The 18120-nt window shown below is 71.3% G+C and carries 14 protein-coding genes; 10 read left to right on the forward strand and 4 right to left on the reverse strand.

Annotated elements, in window-relative coordinates; genetic code table 11:
- Positions 1-38: 38 nt before the first annotated feature.
- The 3 genes from QSK31_RS10860 to QSK31_RS10870 all read left to right on the forward strand — a co-directional run bounded on the left by QSK31_RS10860 (position 39) and on the right by QSK31_RS10870 (position 3691).
- Entirely contained in the window at positions 39-1601 is a 1563-nt protein-coding gene (locus QSK31_RS10860) for an alpha/beta hydrolase (protein WP_285683238.1), read from the forward strand.
- 126 nt (positions 1602-1727) lie between these two features.
- Positions 1728-3518, forward strand: a complete 1791-nt coding sequence (locus tag QSK31_RS10865; RefSeq protein ID WP_285683241.1) for a diguanylate cyclase domain-containing protein — start codon at positions 1728-1730, stop codon at positions 3516-3518.
- A gap of 29 nt (positions 3519-3547) precedes the next feature.
- Positions 3548-3691, forward strand: a complete 144-nt coding sequence (locus tag QSK31_RS10870) for a hypothetical protein (protein ID WP_285683243.1) — start codon at positions 3548-3550, stop codon at positions 3689-3691.
- Here QSK31_RS10870 and QSK31_RS10875 read toward each other — a convergent pair.
- On the reverse strand, positions 3676-4542 hold the full coding sequence (locus QSK31_RS10875) for an NAD-dependent epimerase/dehydratase family protein (protein ID WP_285683245.1): 867 nt from the start codon (positions 4540-4542) through the stop codon (positions 3676-3678). The two genes, QSK31_RS10870 and QSK31_RS10875, sit on opposite strands and share 16 nt — an antisense overlap.
- Before the next feature lie 157 nt (positions 4543-4699).
- Here QSK31_RS10875 and QSK31_RS10880 point away from each other — a divergent pair, with 157 nt between their 5' ends.
- From QSK31_RS10880 to QSK31_RS10895, 4 genes are all read left to right on the forward strand, one after another.
- Positions 4700-5341 (forward strand): hypothetical protein, encoded by a 642-nt coding sequence (locus QSK31_RS10880; protein WP_285683246.1) that lies wholly within the window; start codon positions 4700-4702, stop codon positions 5339-5341.
- 75 nt (positions 5342-5416) lie between these two features.
- The gene (ligD, locus tag QSK31_RS10885) at positions 5417-6373 is read left to right on the forward strand and encodes a non-homologous end-joining DNA ligase (protein WP_285683247.1); all 957 of its coding nucleotides are present in this window, start codon (positions 5417-5419) and stop codon (positions 6371-6373) included.
- 98 nt (positions 6374-6471) lie between these two features.
- Complete coding sequence (locus tag QSK31_RS10890) at positions 6472-9963, forward strand: S8 family peptidase (protein WP_285683249.1); 3492 nt, start codon at positions 6472-6474, stop codon at positions 9961-9963.
- A 31-nt stretch (positions 9964-9994) separates the two neighbouring features.
- Positions 9995-10435 (forward strand): YdeI/OmpD-associated family protein, encoded by a 441-nt coding sequence (locus QSK31_RS10895; RefSeq protein ID WP_285683250.1) that lies wholly within the window; start codon positions 9995-9997, stop codon positions 10433-10435.
- Here QSK31_RS10895 and QSK31_RS10900 read toward each other — a convergent pair.
- Together QSK31_RS10900 and QSK31_RS10905 are read right to left on the reverse strand one after the other, a co-directional pair.
- Positions 10432-11379: a helix-turn-helix domain-containing protein gene (locus QSK31_RS10900; RefSeq protein ID WP_285683252.1), complete on the reverse strand. Its 948-nt coding sequence runs from the start codon at positions 11377-11379 to the stop codon at positions 10432-10434. The genes QSK31_RS10895 and QSK31_RS10900 overlap by 4 nt on opposite strands.
- 21 nt (positions 11380-11400) lie before the next feature.
- Positions 11401-12573, reverse strand: a complete 1173-nt coding sequence (locus QSK31_RS10905) for a hypothetical protein (RefSeq protein ID WP_285683254.1) — start codon at positions 12571-12573, stop codon at positions 11401-11403.
- A gap of 229 nt (positions 12574-12802) precedes the next feature.
- Here QSK31_RS10905 and QSK31_RS10910 point away from each other — a divergent pair, with 229 nt between their 5' ends.
- Positions 12803-15508 (forward strand): NACHT domain-containing protein, encoded by a 2706-nt coding sequence (locus tag QSK31_RS10910; RefSeq protein WP_285683256.1) that lies wholly within the window; start codon positions 12803-12805, stop codon positions 15506-15508.
- 3 nt (positions 15509-15511) lie between these two features.
- On the opposite strand, the gene QSK31_RS10915 is transcribed toward QSK31_RS10910, so the two are convergent.
- Positions 15512-16606 carry a right-handed parallel beta-helix repeat-containing protein gene (locus tag QSK31_RS10915; protein ID WP_285683257.1) on the reverse strand — a complete coding sequence of 365 codons (1095 nt, stop codon included), beginning with the start codon at positions 16604-16606 and terminating at the stop codon, positions 15512-15514.
- 86 nt (positions 16607-16692) lie between these two features.
- Between QSK31_RS10915 and QSK31_RS10920 the strand changes: the two genes are divergently transcribed.
- Both QSK31_RS10920 and QSK31_RS10925 read left to right on the forward strand, forming a co-directional pair.
- Positions 16693-16851: a hypothetical protein gene (locus QSK31_RS10920; RefSeq protein ID WP_285683259.1), complete on the forward strand. Its 159-nt coding sequence runs from the start codon at positions 16693-16695 to the stop codon at positions 16849-16851.
- Between the two features lie 9 nt (positions 16852-16860).
- Positions 16861-18072, forward strand: a complete 1212-nt coding sequence (locus tag QSK31_RS10925) for a hypothetical protein (protein WP_285683261.1) — start codon at positions 16861-16863, stop codon at positions 18070-18072.
- Positions 18073-18120 lie beyond the last annotated feature (48 nt).

Below are 18120 nucleotides of genomic sequence, written 5' to 3' on the forward strand. Positions count from 1 at the left end.
GGATCGATCTCGGACGCCGATGTTCCTACGGTTTCCCCATGCGAAAAATCATCTCGTCGGCCATCGCGGTCGTGGCGGCGCTCGGGGCCGGGGTCGTGACCACGGCGTTCATCCCGGCCGAGGCCTCGACGGCGCCGCGGCCCGCCGCCTCGAAACTCCGCTGGGGCGCCTGCCCGAGCGGTGCGCCGGCCCCTCAGCAGTGCACGACCCTGCGGGTGCCGCTCGACTACCGCCAGCCGCGCGGACGCACCATCGCCGTCGAGGTCTCCCGGATCCCGGCCGCCGACCCGGCGAAGCGCAAGGGCGTCCTGCTGACCAACGGCGGCGGCCCCGGCCCCAGCCTCGACGTACCCACCGCGCTCGGCGGCCTGCTGCCCGCCGAGGTGCGCGACAGCTACGACCTGGTGGCCTTCGACCCGCGCGGCATCGGCTACAGCACGCCGATCAGCTGTGGCCGCGGCGGCGACGAGCTGGTCCGGGACCTGCAGTTCTCGATCCTGTCCTTCCCGGCCGCCGACGGTTCGATCGACGCCAACGTGGCCTACGCCAAGCGGATGGCCCGGCAGTGCGCCGCGAACTCCGGCGACCTGCTGCCGCACGTGACGACCGCGAACGTGGCCCGTGACATGGACCAGATCCGGCGCGCGCTGGGCGAGCGGACGGTGTCCTACTACGGCATCTCCTGGGGCACCTATGTCGGCTCGCTCTACCGCGAGCTCTTCCCGCAGACCGTCGACCGGATGGTGATCGACAGCTCGGTGGACCCGAACGTTCGCGGCTACGACGACTTCCTGACGTTCAGCGGCGCCATGGAGGACCGCTGGCCCGACCTCGCTGCGTTCGGGGCCGCCAACGCCGGCACCGTCCACCTCGGCGGCACCGTGCGGGAGGTCCGGAAGAACTACTTGGCCCTGGCCGCGAAGCTGGACCGTCATCCGGTCACGCTGGCCGAGACCAAGGCGCCGATCAACGGCAACTTCCTGCGGCTGTTCACGTGGCAGCTCTCCTACAGCGACGCCAGCCTGATCGGCACGCCGGAGGCGCCGGCGCCGATGGGACAGTTCTGGGCGGCCGCGGGCAACGCCGCCGCGGGCAAGGCCACCGCCGCGGACCGGGCCGTCCTGGCCGGGCTCGCCAACGACCTGCTCGTCCACGGCACCCTGCCGAACGTGCCGCAGGACAACCTCTTCTCGTCCGGCTGGGCGTTCGCCTGCGGCGATGTGGCGTGGCCGCGGGATGTCCGGACGTACGCCAGCAACACCGCGGCCGACCGGGCCGAGTTCCCGCTGACCGCCGGTGCTCCCGCGAACTACGCGCCCTGCTCGGCCTGGTCCGTGCGGCCGGACGCCCCCGAGCCGACGGTCGAGCCGCTCGGCCGGCGGAACGTGCTGATCCTGCAGAACGAGCGCGACCCGGCGACCCCGCTGCGCACCGCCCAGGGCATGCGCCGGGCGTTGGGCCGGGACGCGGTGCTGGTCACCGTCGACGCGGGCGGCCACGGCGTGCTCATCCACCCGCGGCCGAACGACTGCGCGATCGGCGCCCTGGAGGCGTACCTGGTCGACGGTGATCTCCCCGCGAAGGACAAGTCCTGCGGTTGACGTGAGCAGATGGCGTTACGCCGACGGGCTGATCTACCGGCTCGTCGGCGCCGCGCTGAGCTACCACTGTTTCGCTACAGATCCGGTGCGTGCTGCCGATGCATCCCTTCGAGGAGGGATGGTCGAATGCGGCTGCGCAGCGGGATCGCCGTCGCCGTCAGCCTGGTGGTGCTGGTGGCTATCGGAGTGGTCGGTGTGCTCGTCAACCGGTCGGCTCTGCGCGCCGCGGACGCGGTGCACCGGGCCGACTCGATGGCGCTGGGCACCAACAACGGCACGCTCGCCGGGCAGATGCAGTTGCTGTCGGCCAAGGAGCTGAACGACTTCGCCGAGGCGAACGCCCTGAACCTGGGCAAGGGCAACGTCGCCGACCGGGCCAAGCTGGCCGCGTTCGCCGGCAAGAGCGCGTTCTTCGGCTACGGCCTGGCGCTCACCACGCCGCGCGGCGAGGTGCTGACCACCACCCGCGCCGGCGGCCTGCCCGAGGCGACCGATCCGGGGTACGCGACCCTGCACGCCGGCCTGCGCGCCGGGAAACCGGGCTTCTCCTCGGTGATGACCGTCGGCGGCGTGGCCCTGGCCGCGGTGGCCGTTCCGGTGCTGGCCGGCGGCGTGCCGGTGGCCGTGCTGATCGGCTACAACCAGGTCGCGGCCACGCAGCTGCAGGCGTTCGTGGCGCGGCTGAGCGCGGACACCCATCTGACCACGATCGTCGACGCCGAGGGCCGGGTGGGCGCCACCAGCGACCCGAGGCTGATCGGCACCACGATCGACCCGCAGCTGATCGCGGCCGCGCACGAGATGCGCGCCGCGGACTTCGTCGAGTACGCCGTCCCGGACGGCACCCGGATGATCGCGGTCGTGGTCCCGGGGATGCCCGGCGGCTGGACGTACGTGCGTTCCCAGACCGTCGCCTCGTTCGACGGCGCGGTGCACCGGCGCAGCCAGACGCTCGACCTGGCGATGATCGCCATGCTGCTGGCCGGCATCCTGGGCATCTCGGTCTTCGCCTACCGCACGATGATCACCCGGCGCCGCGCGGACGAGAAGTTCCGGGCGCTCTTCCAGCACGCACCGGACATGGTGGCCGTGGTCGACGCCGAGGGCCTGATCGCCTCTTCCAGCCCGAGCGCCGCCGCGGTGCTCGGCTTCGAGCCCGGCTCGTTGCAGGGCAGCAGCGTCTTCGACGTGGTGCATCCGCAGGACCGTGGCCCGCTGATGGAGCAGTTCCACGCCTTGGTGGGGAAGCGGGACGGCCTGCTGCGCCGGGAGACCCGGATGGTCACCTCGGACGGGCGCCCGCGCTGGTTCGAGTTCACCGCCTCCAACCAGCTGCACAACCCGGCCCTGACCGGCGTGGTGATCAACGCCCGGGACGTGACGCAGAACCGGATCTTCCAGGAGCGGCTGGCGCACGAGGCGCGGCACGACTCGCTGACCGGCCTGCCGAACCGGCGCCGGATGCGGGACGCGCTCGGCGAGACGCTGACCGCCGACGGCGTCGCGGTGCTCTACGTCGATCTGAACGGCTTCAAGCCGGTCAACGACAAGTACGGCCACAACGCCGGCGACGAGTTGCTGCGCCAGTTCGCGAAGCGGCTCAGCGGCGCCATCCGGGATCAGGACGTGGTCTCCCGGGTGGGCGGCGACGAGTTCGTCATCCTGATGCCGGGAGTGGCGGACGCGGCCTCGGCCGAGGCGATGGCCCATCGGGTGCGCGCCGAGGCGGAGCTGCCGTTCGAGATCGGCGACGAGCTGGTGTCGGTCGGCGCGAGCGTGGGTGTCAGCCTGGCCCGGGCGGACTCCGACCCGGAGGACGCACTGCGCGCCGCCGACCAGGCCATGTACGCGGTCAAGTACGACAGCCGGGTGGCTGTGGCGCCGGCGAGGGCCGGCCGGCATCGCGCCGGGGCGTAGACATCTACGGTTCTCCGCCATGCGGGCCGGTGGCCGAGCCCGACGCCCGCATCCACGTCTCGCTGAGTACCGTCGAGAAGCACATCGCCGGCCTCACCGACAAGCTCGAGCTCCCCGACGACGCCGACCACAACCGCCGCGTGCTCGCGATCCTCACCTACCTGGAGGCGTGATCACGCCAGCTGTGCTCCGGCTCGTACCCGAGGATCCGCCTGGCCTTGTCGATGCCGAGCATGGTCTCGTGCTCGCCCAGCTCCTTGCGCACCTCGACGCCGGGGAAGACCTCTGCCGCCAGTGAGGCCGACGACCGGCTCATGACGGTGTCCGCGTTCGCGATCACGAAGACCTCGACGCCCGTCAATTCAACTTCCAGGCTCTTGCGTACGGCCTGAGCGCCGTCCCGCGCGTCGATGTAACCCCACAGGTTCCACTGGCGCAGCGAGGGATCCGCGTCGAACCCGGGGAACGCGGCGTAGTCCTCCGGTTCCATCACGTTGGAGAACCGCAGCCCGATCATCGTCAGCTCCGGGTTCCACCGGCAGAACTGCGCTGCCATCTGCTCCTCGAGATGCTTGCCCAGCGAGTAGGTGGACTCCGGCCGGGCCGGGTAGTCCTCGTCCACCGGGATGTACGGCGGCGGCGTGTCGAACGGCAGCCCGAGCACCGTCTCGCTGGACGCCCACACCACGGTCGTGATCCCCGCCGCCCGGGCCGCGGCGAACACGTTGTAGGTGGCCGGGACGTTGTTGGCGAAGGTGGCCGCGTTCCCGGTGATGCCGGGCGCCGGGATGGCCGCCAGGTGCACCACCGCGTTGAACGGGCCGGGGCTCTCGTCGAGCGTGGCGCTGAGCGCGTCCACCACCTGCCCGTAGTCGGTGAGGTCGATCCGCCGCCACCGCGCGCCCTGCCCGGGCGGCGGGGCGGCCGAGTCGATGTTCGTCACCTCGTACCCGTGTTCCACCAGGTCCTTGACCACCGCGCGGCCGAGCTTCCCGCTGCCGCCGGTCACCGCAACTCTTGTCATACCTCCAGGTCTACCTCAGATGATCTAAACCTTCTGGACGAACTGGGCACAAGGTCGACATCGCACCAAATGAATCCAGTACGGACGCCGGTTGTGTTTCCGGGGCGAAGGGGAGGGCACTGCGGCCCGTGGACATTCATCGATGAAAGGGGTCCACATGCGAGTTGGCTTGATCTCCAAGGCGGTACTGGCCGGTGCGCTGGCAATGACCGCCGTGGCGGCTACCGGTGGTGCCGTCGCTCAGGCCGCGCCCAAGGCTCCCGCTCCCGCCCCGGCTGCTGCCGTGGCCAAGGCGGGCCCTCAGCTGGAGTCGGCCGCCGGTAACCTGAGCTCGACGGTCACCGGTTCGTTCACCGACGTGGTCGGCGGGCTGGGCGCGGTCACCGGCACGTTCACGCCCAGCAAGTTCACCACCAAGCAGGGCCAGGTGCTGGCTACCGGCATCCTGACCAGCACGCTGACCGACTCGCTCGGCGTGGACCTGGGCACGGTTCAGAAGACCGTCTCCATGCCGGTCCAGCTGCCCGAGACCGCGGCCGCCAACAAGGCCGCGCCGAACGCCGCGCTGATCTCCTGTGATGTGCTCAATCTGGTGCTCGGCCCGCTGCACCTGGACCTGCTCGGCCTGGTCGTCGACCTGAACCGCGTGGTCCTGGACATCGTCGCCCAGTCCGGTGCCGGCAACCTCCTCGGCAACCTGCTGTGCGCGATCACGAACCTGCTGAACGGCGGCCTCGGCCTGCCGCTCGGCTTCATCGCCGACCTGCTGAACCAGATCCTGGCCATCCTGCGGCTCTAGTTCTCCGGCTCGACGATCAGCGCCGGTACGCCCAACCCCCGCGTACCGGCGCTGATCAGCGTTAGTTTGGTGACCATGGCGACGACCAAGAGCCCGTCGATCGAGGTCGAGGCGGGGGAGCACACGGTCCGGGTGACGAACCCGGACCGGATCTACTTCCCGGAGCTGGGGCTGACCAAGCTCGACCTGGTCAACTACTACCTGAGCGTGGGCGACGGCATCGTCCGCGCGCTGCGGGACCGGCCGTGCATGATGCATCGCTTCCCGGAGGGCCTGGCCGGCGACAAGGTGCACCAGAAACGCGTGCCGCACGGCGCCCCGCCCTGGCTGGAGACGGTGCGCATCTTCTTCCCCCGGTACAAGCGGACCGCCGACGAGCTGTGCGTCACCAAGGTCGCCGACGTGGTCTGGGCGACGCAGATGTCCACCGTCGAGTTCCACCCGTGGAACAGCCGTCGCGCCGACACCGAGAAGCCGGACGAGTGGCGGATCGACCTGGACCCGATGCCGGACTGCACGTTCGACCGGGTGCGCCGGGTCGCCGGGGTCGCCCACGAGGTGCTCGAGGAGCTCGGCGCCACCGGCTTCCCGAAGACGTCCGGCGGCCGTGGCCTGCACGTCTACGTGCGGATCGCGCCGGAGTGGGGCTTCGCCGACGTCCGCCGCGCCGCGCTCGCCTTCGCCCGCGAGGTCGAGCGGCGTGCCCCCGAGGACGTGACCACCGCGTGGTGGCGCAAGGACCGGGATCCCGAGGCGCTGTTCGTCGACTACAACCAGAACGCCCGGGACCACACCATCGCCAGCGCGTACTCGGTGCGCGGCAACCAGCGCGGCACCGTGAGCACACCGATCACCTGGGCCGAGATCGCGGACGTGGAACCGGACGACTTCACCCTGCAGACCGTGCCCGCCCGCTTCGCGAAGCTGGGCGATCTGCACGAGTCGATCGACGACACGGCCTTCCGGCTGGACACCCTGCTGGAGTGGGCCGAACGGGACGGTCTGAGCGTCCCGGACGCCGAGGACGTGTAAACAGCAGGTAAATCGGCCCTGGCCAGATCGCGTCATGTCTGGAAAAGCGCGCGAGGAAAAGCTTTCGACCGCATCGACATGGCCCAACAATCCCAGGCATGCGTCGTCCCCTCGCAGCACTCAGCGCCGCGGTCCTGATCGGATCGGGCCTCACCGCCATCGCGCCCACCGGTGCGGCCATCGCCGCCCCGGCACCGCCGCCCGGCACCGGCCGTGCCGACGTCGTCACCCTGATCACCGGTGACGTCGTCTCCCTGACCAAGGTGGGTGACCGCACCGCCGCGACCGTGCGCCCCGCGCCCGGCCGGGAAGGCATCACCTTCCACACCGTCGAGGTCGACGGCGGGCTCCGCGTCCTGCCCGAGGACGTCATCCCGGCGATCGGCGCGGGCCGGCTCGACACCGACCTCTTCGACGTCGAGAAGCTGGTCGCCGACGGTTACGCCGACGCCGCCTCGCCCACGCTGCCGCTGATCGTGACGCAGCCCGCGGGCCTGCGCGCGAAGTCGTCGCACACGCTGCGCAGCCTGGGCGCGACGTCGATGCGGGCGGAGAAGGCGTCGCTCGCGTCGTTCTGGAAGGGCAACACCGGCAAGGTCTGGCTGGACGGGAAGGTCCGGGCCACCCTGGACCGCAGCGCCGCACAGATCGGTGCGCCCGCCGCGTGGCAGGCCGGGTTCGACGGCCGCGGGGTGAAGGTCGCGGTGCTGGACACCGGCATCGACGCGAACCACCCCGACATCAAGGGCAAGCTGGGCGCCGCGCGGAACTTCACCGACAGCCCGGACACCACCGACCACCACGGGCACGGCACGCACGTCGCGGCCACCGTCGCCGGGTCCGGCAACGGGTCGGCCGGGCTGCGCAAGGGCGTCGCGTACGGTGCGGAGCTGCTCGCCGGCAAGGTGCTCAACGACGAGGGCTGGGGCCTGGAGTCGTGGATCATCGAGGGCATGCAGTGGGCCGGCGACTCGGGCGCCAAGGTCGTCAACATGAGCCTCGGCGGCCCGGCGAGCGACGGCACCGACCCGCTGGCCGAGGCGCTCGGCGACATCTCCGAGCGCACCGGCACGCTGTTCGTGGTCGCGGCCGGCAACGACGGCGCCTCGTACAGCGTCGGCTCGCCCGGCATCGCGCCCGCGGCGCTGACCGTCGGCGCGGTGAACCGGAACGAGACGCTGGCCGAGTTCTCCAGCCGCGGCCCGACCGCCGTCCGCAACACCCTGAAGCCGGAGATCACCGCGCCCGGCGTCGGCATCGTCGCCGCCCGCGCCGAGGGCACCACGATGGGCCAGCCCGTCGACGCGCTCTACACCGGCGCCTCCGGCACCTCGATGGCATCGCCGCACGTGGCCGGCGCCGCCGCGATCCTCGCCCAGGAGCATCCGGGGTGGACCGGCTCGCAGATCAAGGACGCCCTGGTCAGCTCGGCCAAGACCGCTCCCGGCATCGACGTGTACGGCCAGGGCGTCGGCCGGGTCGACCTGGCCCGCGCCACGTCCCAGACGATCCGGGGCACCGCCACCGCCGACTTCGCCGACCACAGCGCCGGCGAGTCGCCCACCCGGCACAGCAGGACGATCACCTACACCAACTCCGGTTCCGCCCCGGTGACCTTGACCCTCAGCGCACCTGCCGAGGTTTCGGTGGAGAAGAGCGTCACCGTGCCGGCCGGCGGCAGCGCCTCGGTCACCGCGAGCATCGACACCGCCACGATGGACTCCGGCCTGCACAGCGGCTGGATCGTCGGCACCGGCCCGGCGGGGGAGAAGGTCACCACCGCGTACGGCCTGCGCCTCGGCGCCCCGCACCACAGGCTGACCATCCGGGCGGTCGACCGCAACGGGAAGACCACCAAGGTCCCGGCCCTGACCGTCTTCGGCGACGACCCGGAGAACGACTTCATCGGCTCGATCTTCCTGACCGACGAGGCCGTCCTGGACATCGGCGAGGACGACTACATCATCACCGCGACCATCGGGGGCAGGGACGGCGACCGGGAGAACGCCTCCTACATCGTCATCCCGGAACTGACCCTCGACCGGGACACCGAGATCCTGCTGGACGCCCGCAAGGGCACCCCGATCCGGATCGAGACGCCGAAGCCGGCCGAGCAGCAGGCGGTGCTCAGCTACTACGCGCACCGGGAGACCGACGGCGGCCGGAGCATCTCGCACGGCGTCATGCACTTCAGCAACGTGCGGGACGTGTTCGTCACGCCGACCAGGAAGGTCGAGGGCGGCAGCTTCGAGTTCTCCTCGCGCTGGCAACTGGTCGAGCCGGACGTGCAGGTGACCGTGCCCGGCCTGGCCGTGCAGCCGGAGCTGAACCTGCGCGGCGACTCGCCCGACTACCCGGGCACGCGCACCTTCCCGCTCACCACGTGGGGGGCCGCGGACATCGAGGGCAAGGCGGTGCTGTTGCCCTCCGACCCGAACCTCGACGAGGAGACCCAGGTCCAGCAGGCGTACGAGGGCGGCGCCGCGGTCGCGATGCTGATCCGGCCGGCCGGCCAGAGCACGTGGCGGGTGCTCGACCCGGAACGGCCCAAGTTGCCGATCCCGGCGATCCTGGTCACCGCGGCCGACGGCAAGCGCCTGATCAGCCGGGCGACCCTGCCCGACCCGCGGATCACGCTCGAGCTGACCTTCGCCAGCCCGTACCTCTACGACGTCATCCAGGTGTCGAAGAACCGGATCCCGGAGCGGATCGTGCACCGGGTGACCCCGGCCAACACGCGGCGCATCACCACCGACTACGCCGACAACGGTGGCTTCGACTGGGTACGCGAGCAGCGCTTCGGCTGGCGCCCCTGGCAGGAGTTCGCCTGGAACGACGCCGCCCGCGCGGTGCCCACCCCGTTCCGCCGGGTCGAGTGGGTCTCGGCCGGCGACTCGCTCTGGCAGCACCAGGTGCACCCGGCCTACCCGTGGTTGCCCCTGGTCCAGGGCGGCTTCGTCGAGGCGGCCGGCCCGGTGAGGGCGGGCACCGCCAAGGAGTCCTGGGCGGCGCCGGTGGTCCGGCCCGCCACCCCGGCGGGCTGGTCCTCGACCCGGGCCGGTGACGTGCTCAAACTGCGCGTGGCCGACCTGGTGGACAGCACCGACGAGCACTGGACGTGGGCCGGTGGCACCTCGGCCACGCTGCGCCGCGACGGCACGGTGCTGGCCGAGCTGCCGGACGGCTGGCAGGACGTCACCACGACGCCCGGCGACGCCGCGTACGAGCTGACCGTGCGCACCGCCCCCGGCAACGAGGACTGGACCTACGGCACCCGCACCGAGTCGACGTGGAAGTTCCGGTCGGCCGCCGAGGGTGCGCTGCCGCTGGTGCAGGTCGGCTACGACGCCAAGCCGCGCCGGGTCGACTTCACCCTCGCGGTCGCGGGCAAACCGGCCCGGGGCACCTCGTTCCGGGCGGAGATGTCGGCTGATGACGGAAAAACCTGGCGATTGCTGAACACGACCGGCAGCGGGCCGTCATACAGCGCGTGGATCCCCGCGCACACCCAGCCGGTGTCGCTGCGGGTCACCGCCACCGACCGCGCCGGCAACGCGGTCACCCAGACGGTCATCCGAGCTTTCGGGTGACAGGCGGGGCTCCGCCGTTATCCTCACCGCCATGAGGATCACGGCGGAGCTCCAGGCCACGGGCGGTAACACCACCGGTTTCCCGATCCCGGACGAGGTCGTCGGGGATCTCGGTGGTGGCGGCCGGCCCAAGGTGGTCGTCACGGTCAACGGGTACGAGTACCAGAGCTCGATCGCGAAGATGGGTGGCGCGTACTGGCTCGGGGTGAGCGCCGAGCGCCGCACCGCCGCCGGGGTGAAGGCGGGCGACGTGGTCGAGCTGGACATCGTCCTCGACACGCGGGAGCGGACGGTGGACGTACCCGAGGACCTGGCCCTTGCTCTTGCCGCCGAGCCCGAGGCGAAGGAGCGCTGGGACAAGCTCTCCTACAGCAACCAGAGGCAGCACGCCGAGTCCGTCACGGGCGCGAAGGCCGCCGAGACCCGGGCGCGGCGCGTCGCCAAGGCGATCGAGAAGCTGCTCGCGGGCTAGAGCCACCCCCGGCGCGCGGCCTGATAGGCCAGCCCTGTGCGGGTGTCGACGCCGGCCAGGTCCATCATCCGGTCCAGCCGCCGCTGCACCGTGCGCCGGCTCACCCCCAGATGCGTCGCGATCGACTTGTCCGGCAGGCCCGACACCAGCAACGACAGCAGCAGCGTGTCGAGCTGCTCGTCCGGTTTCGCCGCGAGCACCGGCGTGGCCCGCTCCCAGTGACTCTCGAAGAGCGCCACCAGCGCGTCCAGCAGTTCGCTCGGCCGGATCAGCGCCGCGCTCGGCTGCGCGATGCCGCGGGCCTCGTCCGGCACCAGCGGGCAGATCGCCAGTTTGCGGTCGGCGATCGCCAGGCGCACCGGCAACGCCGGCAGCACCCGCGACTCCTCGCCGGCCTCGATCGCCCCGACGATCCCCTCGAGCTCACCCGGGGTGTCCAGCAGATCCCGTTCGTAGATCGCCCGGTACTTGACGCCCCGCTTGAGCGCCGGCAACTCCTCGTCGTTCGCCGGGCCCTCCATCGCGATCGGGTTGGCCCGGCAGAACCAGAGGATCTCGTCGGTCGCCGACTCCTGCATCTCCGCGAGCCGTTGCCGCAGGGCGCCCGCCCCGACCACGATCTCGACCAGATGCTCGGCGCTGTGCCGCCGCGCGTTCGTCCGGTAGTCCTCGCTCAGCGCGGCCATCATCTGCCGCGCCGCCTGCAGATCCTGCTGCCGGCGCAGGAGGATCTCGCCGAGTGCCACATCCGGCGGCAGCGCATGGTAGACCGGGCCCGGCGTCGCCAGACCCTTGGCCTGCAAGGCCTCCAGCGTCACCGCGGCCTGATCGGCGGTGACCCCGGCACTCTCCGCGAACGCGAGCACGTCGGTGCCGGACAGCCGCACCAGCAATCGATAGGCATGTTGCTGGTCCGGCGGCAGAACTTCGCCCTCCCCTGACATGGCGGTCACTTTACTGAGGTCCTAGTCCCCGAAGGCCACGTCGGAGTCGAGAAGGGCGGTCCAGCGGGGGCGCCACGGCTCCTCGCGGCCGGCCATCTCCCGGGCCAGGTCGTCCCGCCCCGGACCGGAGATGCCGTTGTCCGGCCACCAGTCCGGCCACGAGTCGTACCGCCGCTCGAACGTCGCGTCGCCGGCCGTCGTCTCCACCCGCAGGAAGAACCACGCCCCGGTCCGCCGGTCGGCCTCCTCGACCCGGACCGCATGCACCAGATCGACTGCCTGGCCGAAAACGGTCAGTGCTTCCTCCCCGAGCCTCACCTCCGGCGGGAACTCGCCGTCCTGTTCGGACGCCCCCGAGGCGCTGGCCCAGAAGAGCAGCGAGCACCGGCCGTCATGGTTCGGCGCGCGGTCGCGTACCCATCGCACCAGATTGTCCATCGCCGGCGTGGGCGGCGGCAGCGGCCGGTCCAGCTCCTCGGCCCGCTGCATCGCGTCCCACACCAGCCGCCGGTGCTCCCGGTCGGAGAGCTTGCGCACACGCCGTTCCCGCGGCTGCGTCCCCGCGGCGATGACCGGCGGAACCCCACCCGGCGTGATCCCTCCGGCGGCGGCCACTGCCAGTCCGGCTTCGATCAGACCTCCCGGGTACGGCCGGAGCACGCTCCCGTCGACGGCCTGCCTCTCGGCCGCCGCCAGCAGCCCCTCGCACGCCGCCCGCACCCGCGCCTCGTCGGCGTCGTCCACAGGCTCGTAGTTCCCCCACTGCACGACGAAGTCGAAGAGCTCGGCGAGAGCGGCCGCCCGGTCGAGCACCGCTCCCGCCGTCTGAGCGAGCCCGTCCTGCTCGTCATAGGGCGCACACCCCCACGCGGTCCCGTCGTGCCAGTAGACGTAGCCGAGCTGATCCTCGGCGGCGTACGGCGACAGCTCGTCCCAGGGCACCCAGTCCGGCGCGCCGGCGAGCACATCGACCGGAGGTTCGGCGTCGACGGTGGCGCTGTACTCGTGGTCGTAGCCGTAGAGGACGGCCCGCCCGCCCTCGACCAGGGCGAGCCGAGCCCAGTTCCCGCCGTGGTCGTCGTGGTGAGCGCCCCGGGCACCCACCATCCACACGTCGTCGAACCCCACCACAGCGAGGGCGGTGGCCAGCGCCGCCCACCGCCGCCACAGATCCGCCGGTCCAGGTATCTCCACCAGGCCACTTTCGCAGATCGAACCCTGCGTCCGCACTACCAAGATCGAACCGGTCCCGGCACCACCAAGATCGAAACGGCCGGCGCGGGCACCGCCACCTCCCCCACCCCGGCACTGGGTGGGCATCAACGTAGGGCCCGGGTACGACATTTTTCGGCCTTCATCCCCAGGGGACGGTCGCGCCCTGGTGGTAGCGTGCTGGCCCCCGACGACCACGGAGAGCATCGCCATGGCGACAGGGCTGGAGACGGCCATCGCCCGCACCGCGGGCCAGATCATCCGCCGGCTCGGCGGCCACGTCGGCAAGCAGGCCCAGCTCCGCGGGGCACGGGACTCGGCGCGCCCGCTGATGGCCCGCCGGGTCGCCGACGGCCTCCTGGGCGAACTCTCCGCCGCCGAGGCCACCGAACTCGCCGCCTACCTGGTGTCGCCGGACTTCGAGCAGGTGGCGCTGCAGTTCGCGGTGGCCAGGCTGCACCCGCGCGACGCCCAGCGCGACGAACTGCTGTCGGCCGCCCGCGCCCAGATCCGCCAGGGTCTGCGCCTGGCCACGACCCTCGCGCCGGAGCGCCGCTTCGGCATCACCGACGTGGTCTTCGACGCGCTGCTCGCCGCCGAGCACACGCCCGGCAACCCGGCCCAGGCCGCGCGACTGGGCCACCTGGTGGCGACGGCCGCCCGCAACGGCGAGCTCCTCGGCCGGCTCGAGGACCTGTCGGCCTGCCGTACCGAGGCCCAGCGCCTGCGTACCCAGGTCGCCGCCGTGCACGCCGAGCTCCGGATGCCGCACACCGGCGTGAGCCGCAGCGTGCCGTGGGACCAGCTCTACGTCGAGTCCCGCCCGCAGGACATGCGCCGCGAGTCGGCGCCGGTCCGCGAACTCGCCCAGACCGGCCGCCGCCTGGTCGTCCTCGGCGATCCCGGCGCTGGCAAGTCGACGCTGGCCACCAAGCTCGCCTACGACCTGGCCGCCGACCCGTCGGGCACCGAGGTCCCGTTCCTGGTCGTGCTGCGTCATCTGTCGTCGGCGCTGCAGGCGGGCGAACGTACCCTCGCCGAGCACCTGCTCACCGTCGCGCGTGATCCCTACAACGTGGCGATGTCCGCCGCGACCGTCGACTACCTGCTGCTCAACGGCCAGGCGGTGGTCATCCTGGACGGCCTCGACGAGCTGACCGACGTGAGCCTGCGCCGCCGCCTGACCGAGCTGGTCCGCGGCTTCGCCACGCTCTACCCGATGGTTCCGATGGTGGTGACCTCCCGCCGGGTCGGTTACCGGGAGGCGGCGCTGGACGCGGCGTTGTTCCCGGTGCACGACCTGATGCCGTTCGACGCCGAGCAGGTGGAGAAGTACATCGGCCACTGGTTCGCGCTGGACGACGGGACACCGCCGACGGACCGGCAGCGACTGGCCGAGTCGTTCCTGAGGGACAGCGCCTCCGTCGAGGACCTGCGCAGCAACCCGCTGTTGCTGGCGTTGCTGTGCGCGATGTACGCGACCGACCACTACATCCCGCGGTTGCGCGCCCAGATCTACGAACGCTGTGCGCTGATGGTCTTCGAGCGCTGGGACAGCATGCGCGGCATCGGGCGGCAGCTCGAGTTCGAGGGCCGCGTCCGCGGCGCCGTGCAGCATCTGGCGTGGCACCTGCTGACCGAGGACGAGGCCGAACTGCCCCGGCACCGGATCGTCCGGCTCCTGGTCGGCCATCTGATCGAGCGCGGCCTCGGCGAGGACGACGCCGAGGCCGCGGCGCGCGAGTTCCTCGATTTCTGCGCCGGCCGGGCGTGGGTGCTGGCCGAGGTCGGTTCGACCGACCTGGAGCCCGCGTACGGCTTCGCCCATCGGACCTTCCTGGAGTTCTTCGCCGCCGAGCATCTGGTCCGCACCCGCAGGTCGCCGGAGGTGGTCTGGGCCGAGTTGATCGGGCGCGTCCGCACCGGGCAGTGGGAGGTCGTCGCGCAGCTGGCACTGCAGCTGCTCGACCGCAACACGATCGACGGAGCGGAAACGCTGGTGCACGCGGCGATGGAGGACGCACTGCGATCCCCGGTGCGGGAGCAGCAACGCCTGGCGCGTTTCGGCGCGAGCGCTCTGCAGCACGTCACTTTTCCGCCCGCGCTCGTCGACCACGTGGTTGATGTGGCGGTGCGGTGCTACTTCGCGGTCCCGGCCGAGAACCGCTTCCGGGCGATCCTGGGCGACCTGCTCTACTACGAGATGGCGGACAGCGACGCGCCTCTCGCCGTGGCCACCCAGCTAGCCCTGGCGGGAAACCGGCCCTCGGTGCGGCGCGCCACCGAGTCGGCCATCCTCCGGCGTATCGAAGCGGGTGACGACCGCGGACACCTCTTACTCAGCACGCTGACGAAAGGCAGCACCCTGGCGTCAGGCGGAGCCTCGGCCGATTTGGCCGAGCTGCAGACGTCGATCGAGCGGAAGGTGTCGGCCGGACACGACCGATGGCTGGCGCGGTGGGGTCGTTCCGGGGTGTTCGCGACGGATCATCTGGAAAACCTCTACCGGTTCCAGACATCCATGGGGAGTTCCTTCTCGTGGATCGGATCCTTCCTGATGCACTTCCTCTCTGAGCCGTCGCACGACGTGCGAGCGTTGGTCGATCACCTCCTCGACCGGCCCACGCCGTGGTTCTCCGGCGCCTCGTGGCAGATCGAGTTCCAGCAGATCGACCGCGAGCAGAACAGGTTTCTCCGGCCGTGGGAGATGTCGCTGTTCGACGGCTCCGACCGGGACTGGAAGCCGGCCTTCCTGCTGCTCACCCTGCCCTACCTGGAACTGGCCCGTGATTTCGGCGACCCGGAGAGCGAGCTCGTGCCGCGGGGAGTCTCCGTCATCCGGCAGGGGCTCGACGGCCCAGTGGCCGACTACCTGAGGCGGTGGGACGCGGGGGAGTTCCGGGTGCTCGGGCCGTGACCGCTACTTCTTCAGGGTGGACCCGGTGACAGCGGGCTTTCCGGCGCCGAGGAAGAAGATGCCCGGGTAGCCCGAGGTCTCGAAGCCGGTGCTCGTGTTGGACCGCAGGGCCGAGTCCTTGATGGTCAGGGTGCCGGTGCGGTCGTTGCTGACGAAGAACACCGCGCCGCCGCCCTCCCTGGCACTGTTCTTCTCGACGAGAGTGCCGGCCAGGGTGACCTGGAAGCTGTTGCCGTCCATGTAAAGGGCGCCGCCGCTGCCTCCGCCCGGCGTGCCGGCCTTGGCGGGATTCGCGCCCCGCCCGATCGCCGTGTTGTCGCGGAAGACGCTGTTCAGGACCACCCAGGAGACGCCGATGCTGCTCAGGGCGCCGCCGTTCGAGCACCGGCCGCCGGTGAAGGTGCTGTTCACCACGTACACCGGCCTGGTCTGCGAAAGGACCCTCAACGCCGCGCCGCCCAGGTCGGGGCCGGTCGGGTCGCACTGGTTGTCGGTGAAACGGGAATTGATCACCGTCAGGTGGCCGCCCCGGGCGAAGACGGCGCCACCGCCGTCGGGCCGGCCGCTGCTGTCGCCGTCGACGAGGGCCAGGTTCTGCAGGGTCAGGCTCGGGTTGTTCTGGTCCTGGCAGTGCGACGTGCTGGGCTTCACGCAGGTGTTCAGGTAGAGGATGCGCCGCTTGCCGCCGCCGCTCAGCGTCACCTTGCCGCCGCCGTCGAGGACCAGCCGGGAGCTGGCGTTCCGGACCGTCGCCGTACTGGTCAGCGTGATCGTCACGGGGGACGTGCCGCAGTCGAAGGTGACGATGCCTCCGTCGCGGACCGCGTCCACCACGGCGTCCGAGGTGCAACTGGCGGCGGTGCCGGCGCCGACCACCCGGGTCGGGCGGCTGGTGTCCACGGCGCGAGCCTCGGCCGGGACGGGCGCTTTGCCGCCGGGATTCCCGGGCCTCGGCAGAGCGCGCGGCGCCGCCTGCTTGAACGGGGTCACCGACGGCGCCGCGGACGGCGGCGCGGGAGCCTCGGAGGCCGGATCGGCCGGTGAGGGCAGTGGGGAAGCCGGGTCCGGCGCGGTGCTGCACGCATTCAGAAAGAGCACTCCCACCAGGACAAACGCGGCTCTTCGCACCCCTTGATCGTAGGCGACGGCAGGCGGCGGGGGTGCGCAGGTAGAAGGATGGGCCCATGGGTGAGCCGATCTGGACCGGGCCCGCGGTGGCCGTGGTGACTCTCTTCGACGCCGATGACGGACTGCTCGCGGCGCAGACCGGTGCGCACGCCGACGCGGTGCTGGCCGTGCCGGCCGAGGCCCACGGCATCTCGACCACGCGGCGACTCGGCTAGGTGGACGGCTTGGCAGGCGCACGTGATCGACCGGGCGGGCGGGCGACCCTGACGTTCCCGTTCGTGGCGCACATTCTTGTCGTCCTGGTGGGCGGGATCCTCCTCGCCGCGGTCATCGTCCTCGCTCTGTGGCAGGTCCTCGGCCGGCCACAGATCCCGCCCCAGGCCGCCCTGTCGTCGAAGGACCTGCTGGACAACGTGAAGTTGTCCCTCTCGGTGGTCGCCGGGGTCGGCGGGCTCGTCGCTCTCGTGGTCGCCTATCGCAAGCAGCGCCTCGGCGAGGCCGACCATCTGCGAGCGGAGGCAGCGGCCCGGCGCGAGGACACCAAGCTGTACAACGATCGCTTCCGGTCCTCGGCGGAGCAGCTCGGCGCCGACAAGGCCGCGGTCCGGCTGGCCGGCGTGTATGCGATGCAGGAGCTGGCCGACGACTGGAGTGCGGGGCGGCAGATGTGCGTCGATGTCCTCTGCGCCTATCTCCGGATGCCCTTCAGCGGGCCCTATCGCGCAGCCGCACCCGAGCTGGTGGAGTCCCCGGGTGAGCGCCCACAGATCCTCAGGTCCGCGCCGAACGAAGAACTGCATGCGGGCTACCAGGAACTACAGGTGCGGCTGGCGATCCATCGGGTTCTGCGCACGCGTCTGGTGCGGAGGACCGAGGTGGACGACGACGTGAGGTGGGCGGGATGCTCCCTGGACTTGTCCGGCGCTCACCTGGCCGATGTCGATCTCAAAGATTGCGTGGTCGAGAGCATTCGCGCCGAGGGCGCCGTGTTTCACGGCCGGGCTTCCTTCTTCGGGATGCGGTGCCTCGGGGACGCGGCCTTCGGCGGCAGCGTCTTCGCCGGCAACGCGGGATTCAGTGGCGCCGTCTTCGGCGGGAACGCGGACTTCAGCGGCATCCAGGCGGTGGGTGCCGCGTTCTTCGTCCGCACCACCTTCACCGCCGACGGCGAGTTCAACCAGGCCCGCTTCTTCGCGGCGGCCGTGTTCGAGAAGGCCGAGTGCGTCGAGGGCGACCTGTACCTCACCGGCGCGCGTTTCGACGGCCGGGCCGTGTTCTCGGAGACCAGGTTCGGCACGGACGCGCTGAGTGTGCGTTTCATCGATGCGACGCTGGGACCGCACGCGGCGGTCATCGGGCTGGACGGCCCCTGGCAGGTCGCGGGTCGCGGGTTCGTCCTGGATACCGGCGATCCGGACGCCGCCTCGGACGAATGACGTCGGTGCGGCCGCCCTCCGGACGGGAGGACGACCGCACGGCAGGGG

The sequence above is a fragment of the Actinoplanes sp. NBRC 103695 genome, assembly GCF_030269485.1.
GTDB lineage: Bacteria > Actinomycetota > Actinomycetes > Mycobacteriales > Micromonosporaceae > Actinoplanes.

Coding starts and splice junctions, on each gene's coding strand:
- QSK31_RS10860 (WP_285683238.1), top strand. CDS start 39: ATGCGAAAAATCATCTCGTCGGCCATCGCGGTCGTGGCGGCGCTCGGG.
- QSK31_RS10865 (WP_285683241.1), top strand. CDS start 1,728: ATGCGGCTGCGCAGCGGGATCGCCGTCGCCGTCAGCCTGGTGGTGCTG.
- QSK31_RS10875 (WP_285683245.1), bottom strand. CDS start 4,542: ATGACAAGAGTTGCGGTGACCGGCGGCAGCGGGAAGCTCGGCCGCGCG.
- QSK31_RS10880 (WP_285683246.1), top strand. CDS start 4,700: ATGCGAGTTGGCTTGATCTCCAAGGCGGTACTGGCCGGTGCGCTGGCA.
- ligD (WP_285683247.1), top strand. CDS start 5,417: ATGGCGACGACCAAGAGCCCGTCGATCGAGGTCGAGGCGGGGGAGCAC.
- QSK31_RS10890 (WP_285683249.1), top strand. CDS start 6,472: ATGCGTCGTCCCCTCGCAGCACTCAGCGCCGCGGTCCTGATCGGATCG.
- QSK31_RS10895 (WP_285683250.1), top strand. CDS start 9,995: ATGAGGATCACGGCGGAGCTCCAGGCCACGGGCGGTAACACCACCGGT.
- QSK31_RS10900 (WP_285683252.1), bottom strand. CDS start 11,379: ATGTCAGGGGAGGGCGAAGTTCTGCCGCCGGACCAGCAACATGCCTAT.
- QSK31_RS10910 (WP_285683256.1), top strand. CDS start 12,803: ATGGCGACAGGGCTGGAGACGGCCATCGCCCGCACCGCGGGCCAGATC.
- QSK31_RS10920 (WP_285683259.1), top strand. CDS start 16,693: ATGGGTGAGCCGATCTGGACCGGGCCCGCGGTGGCCGTGGTGACTCTC.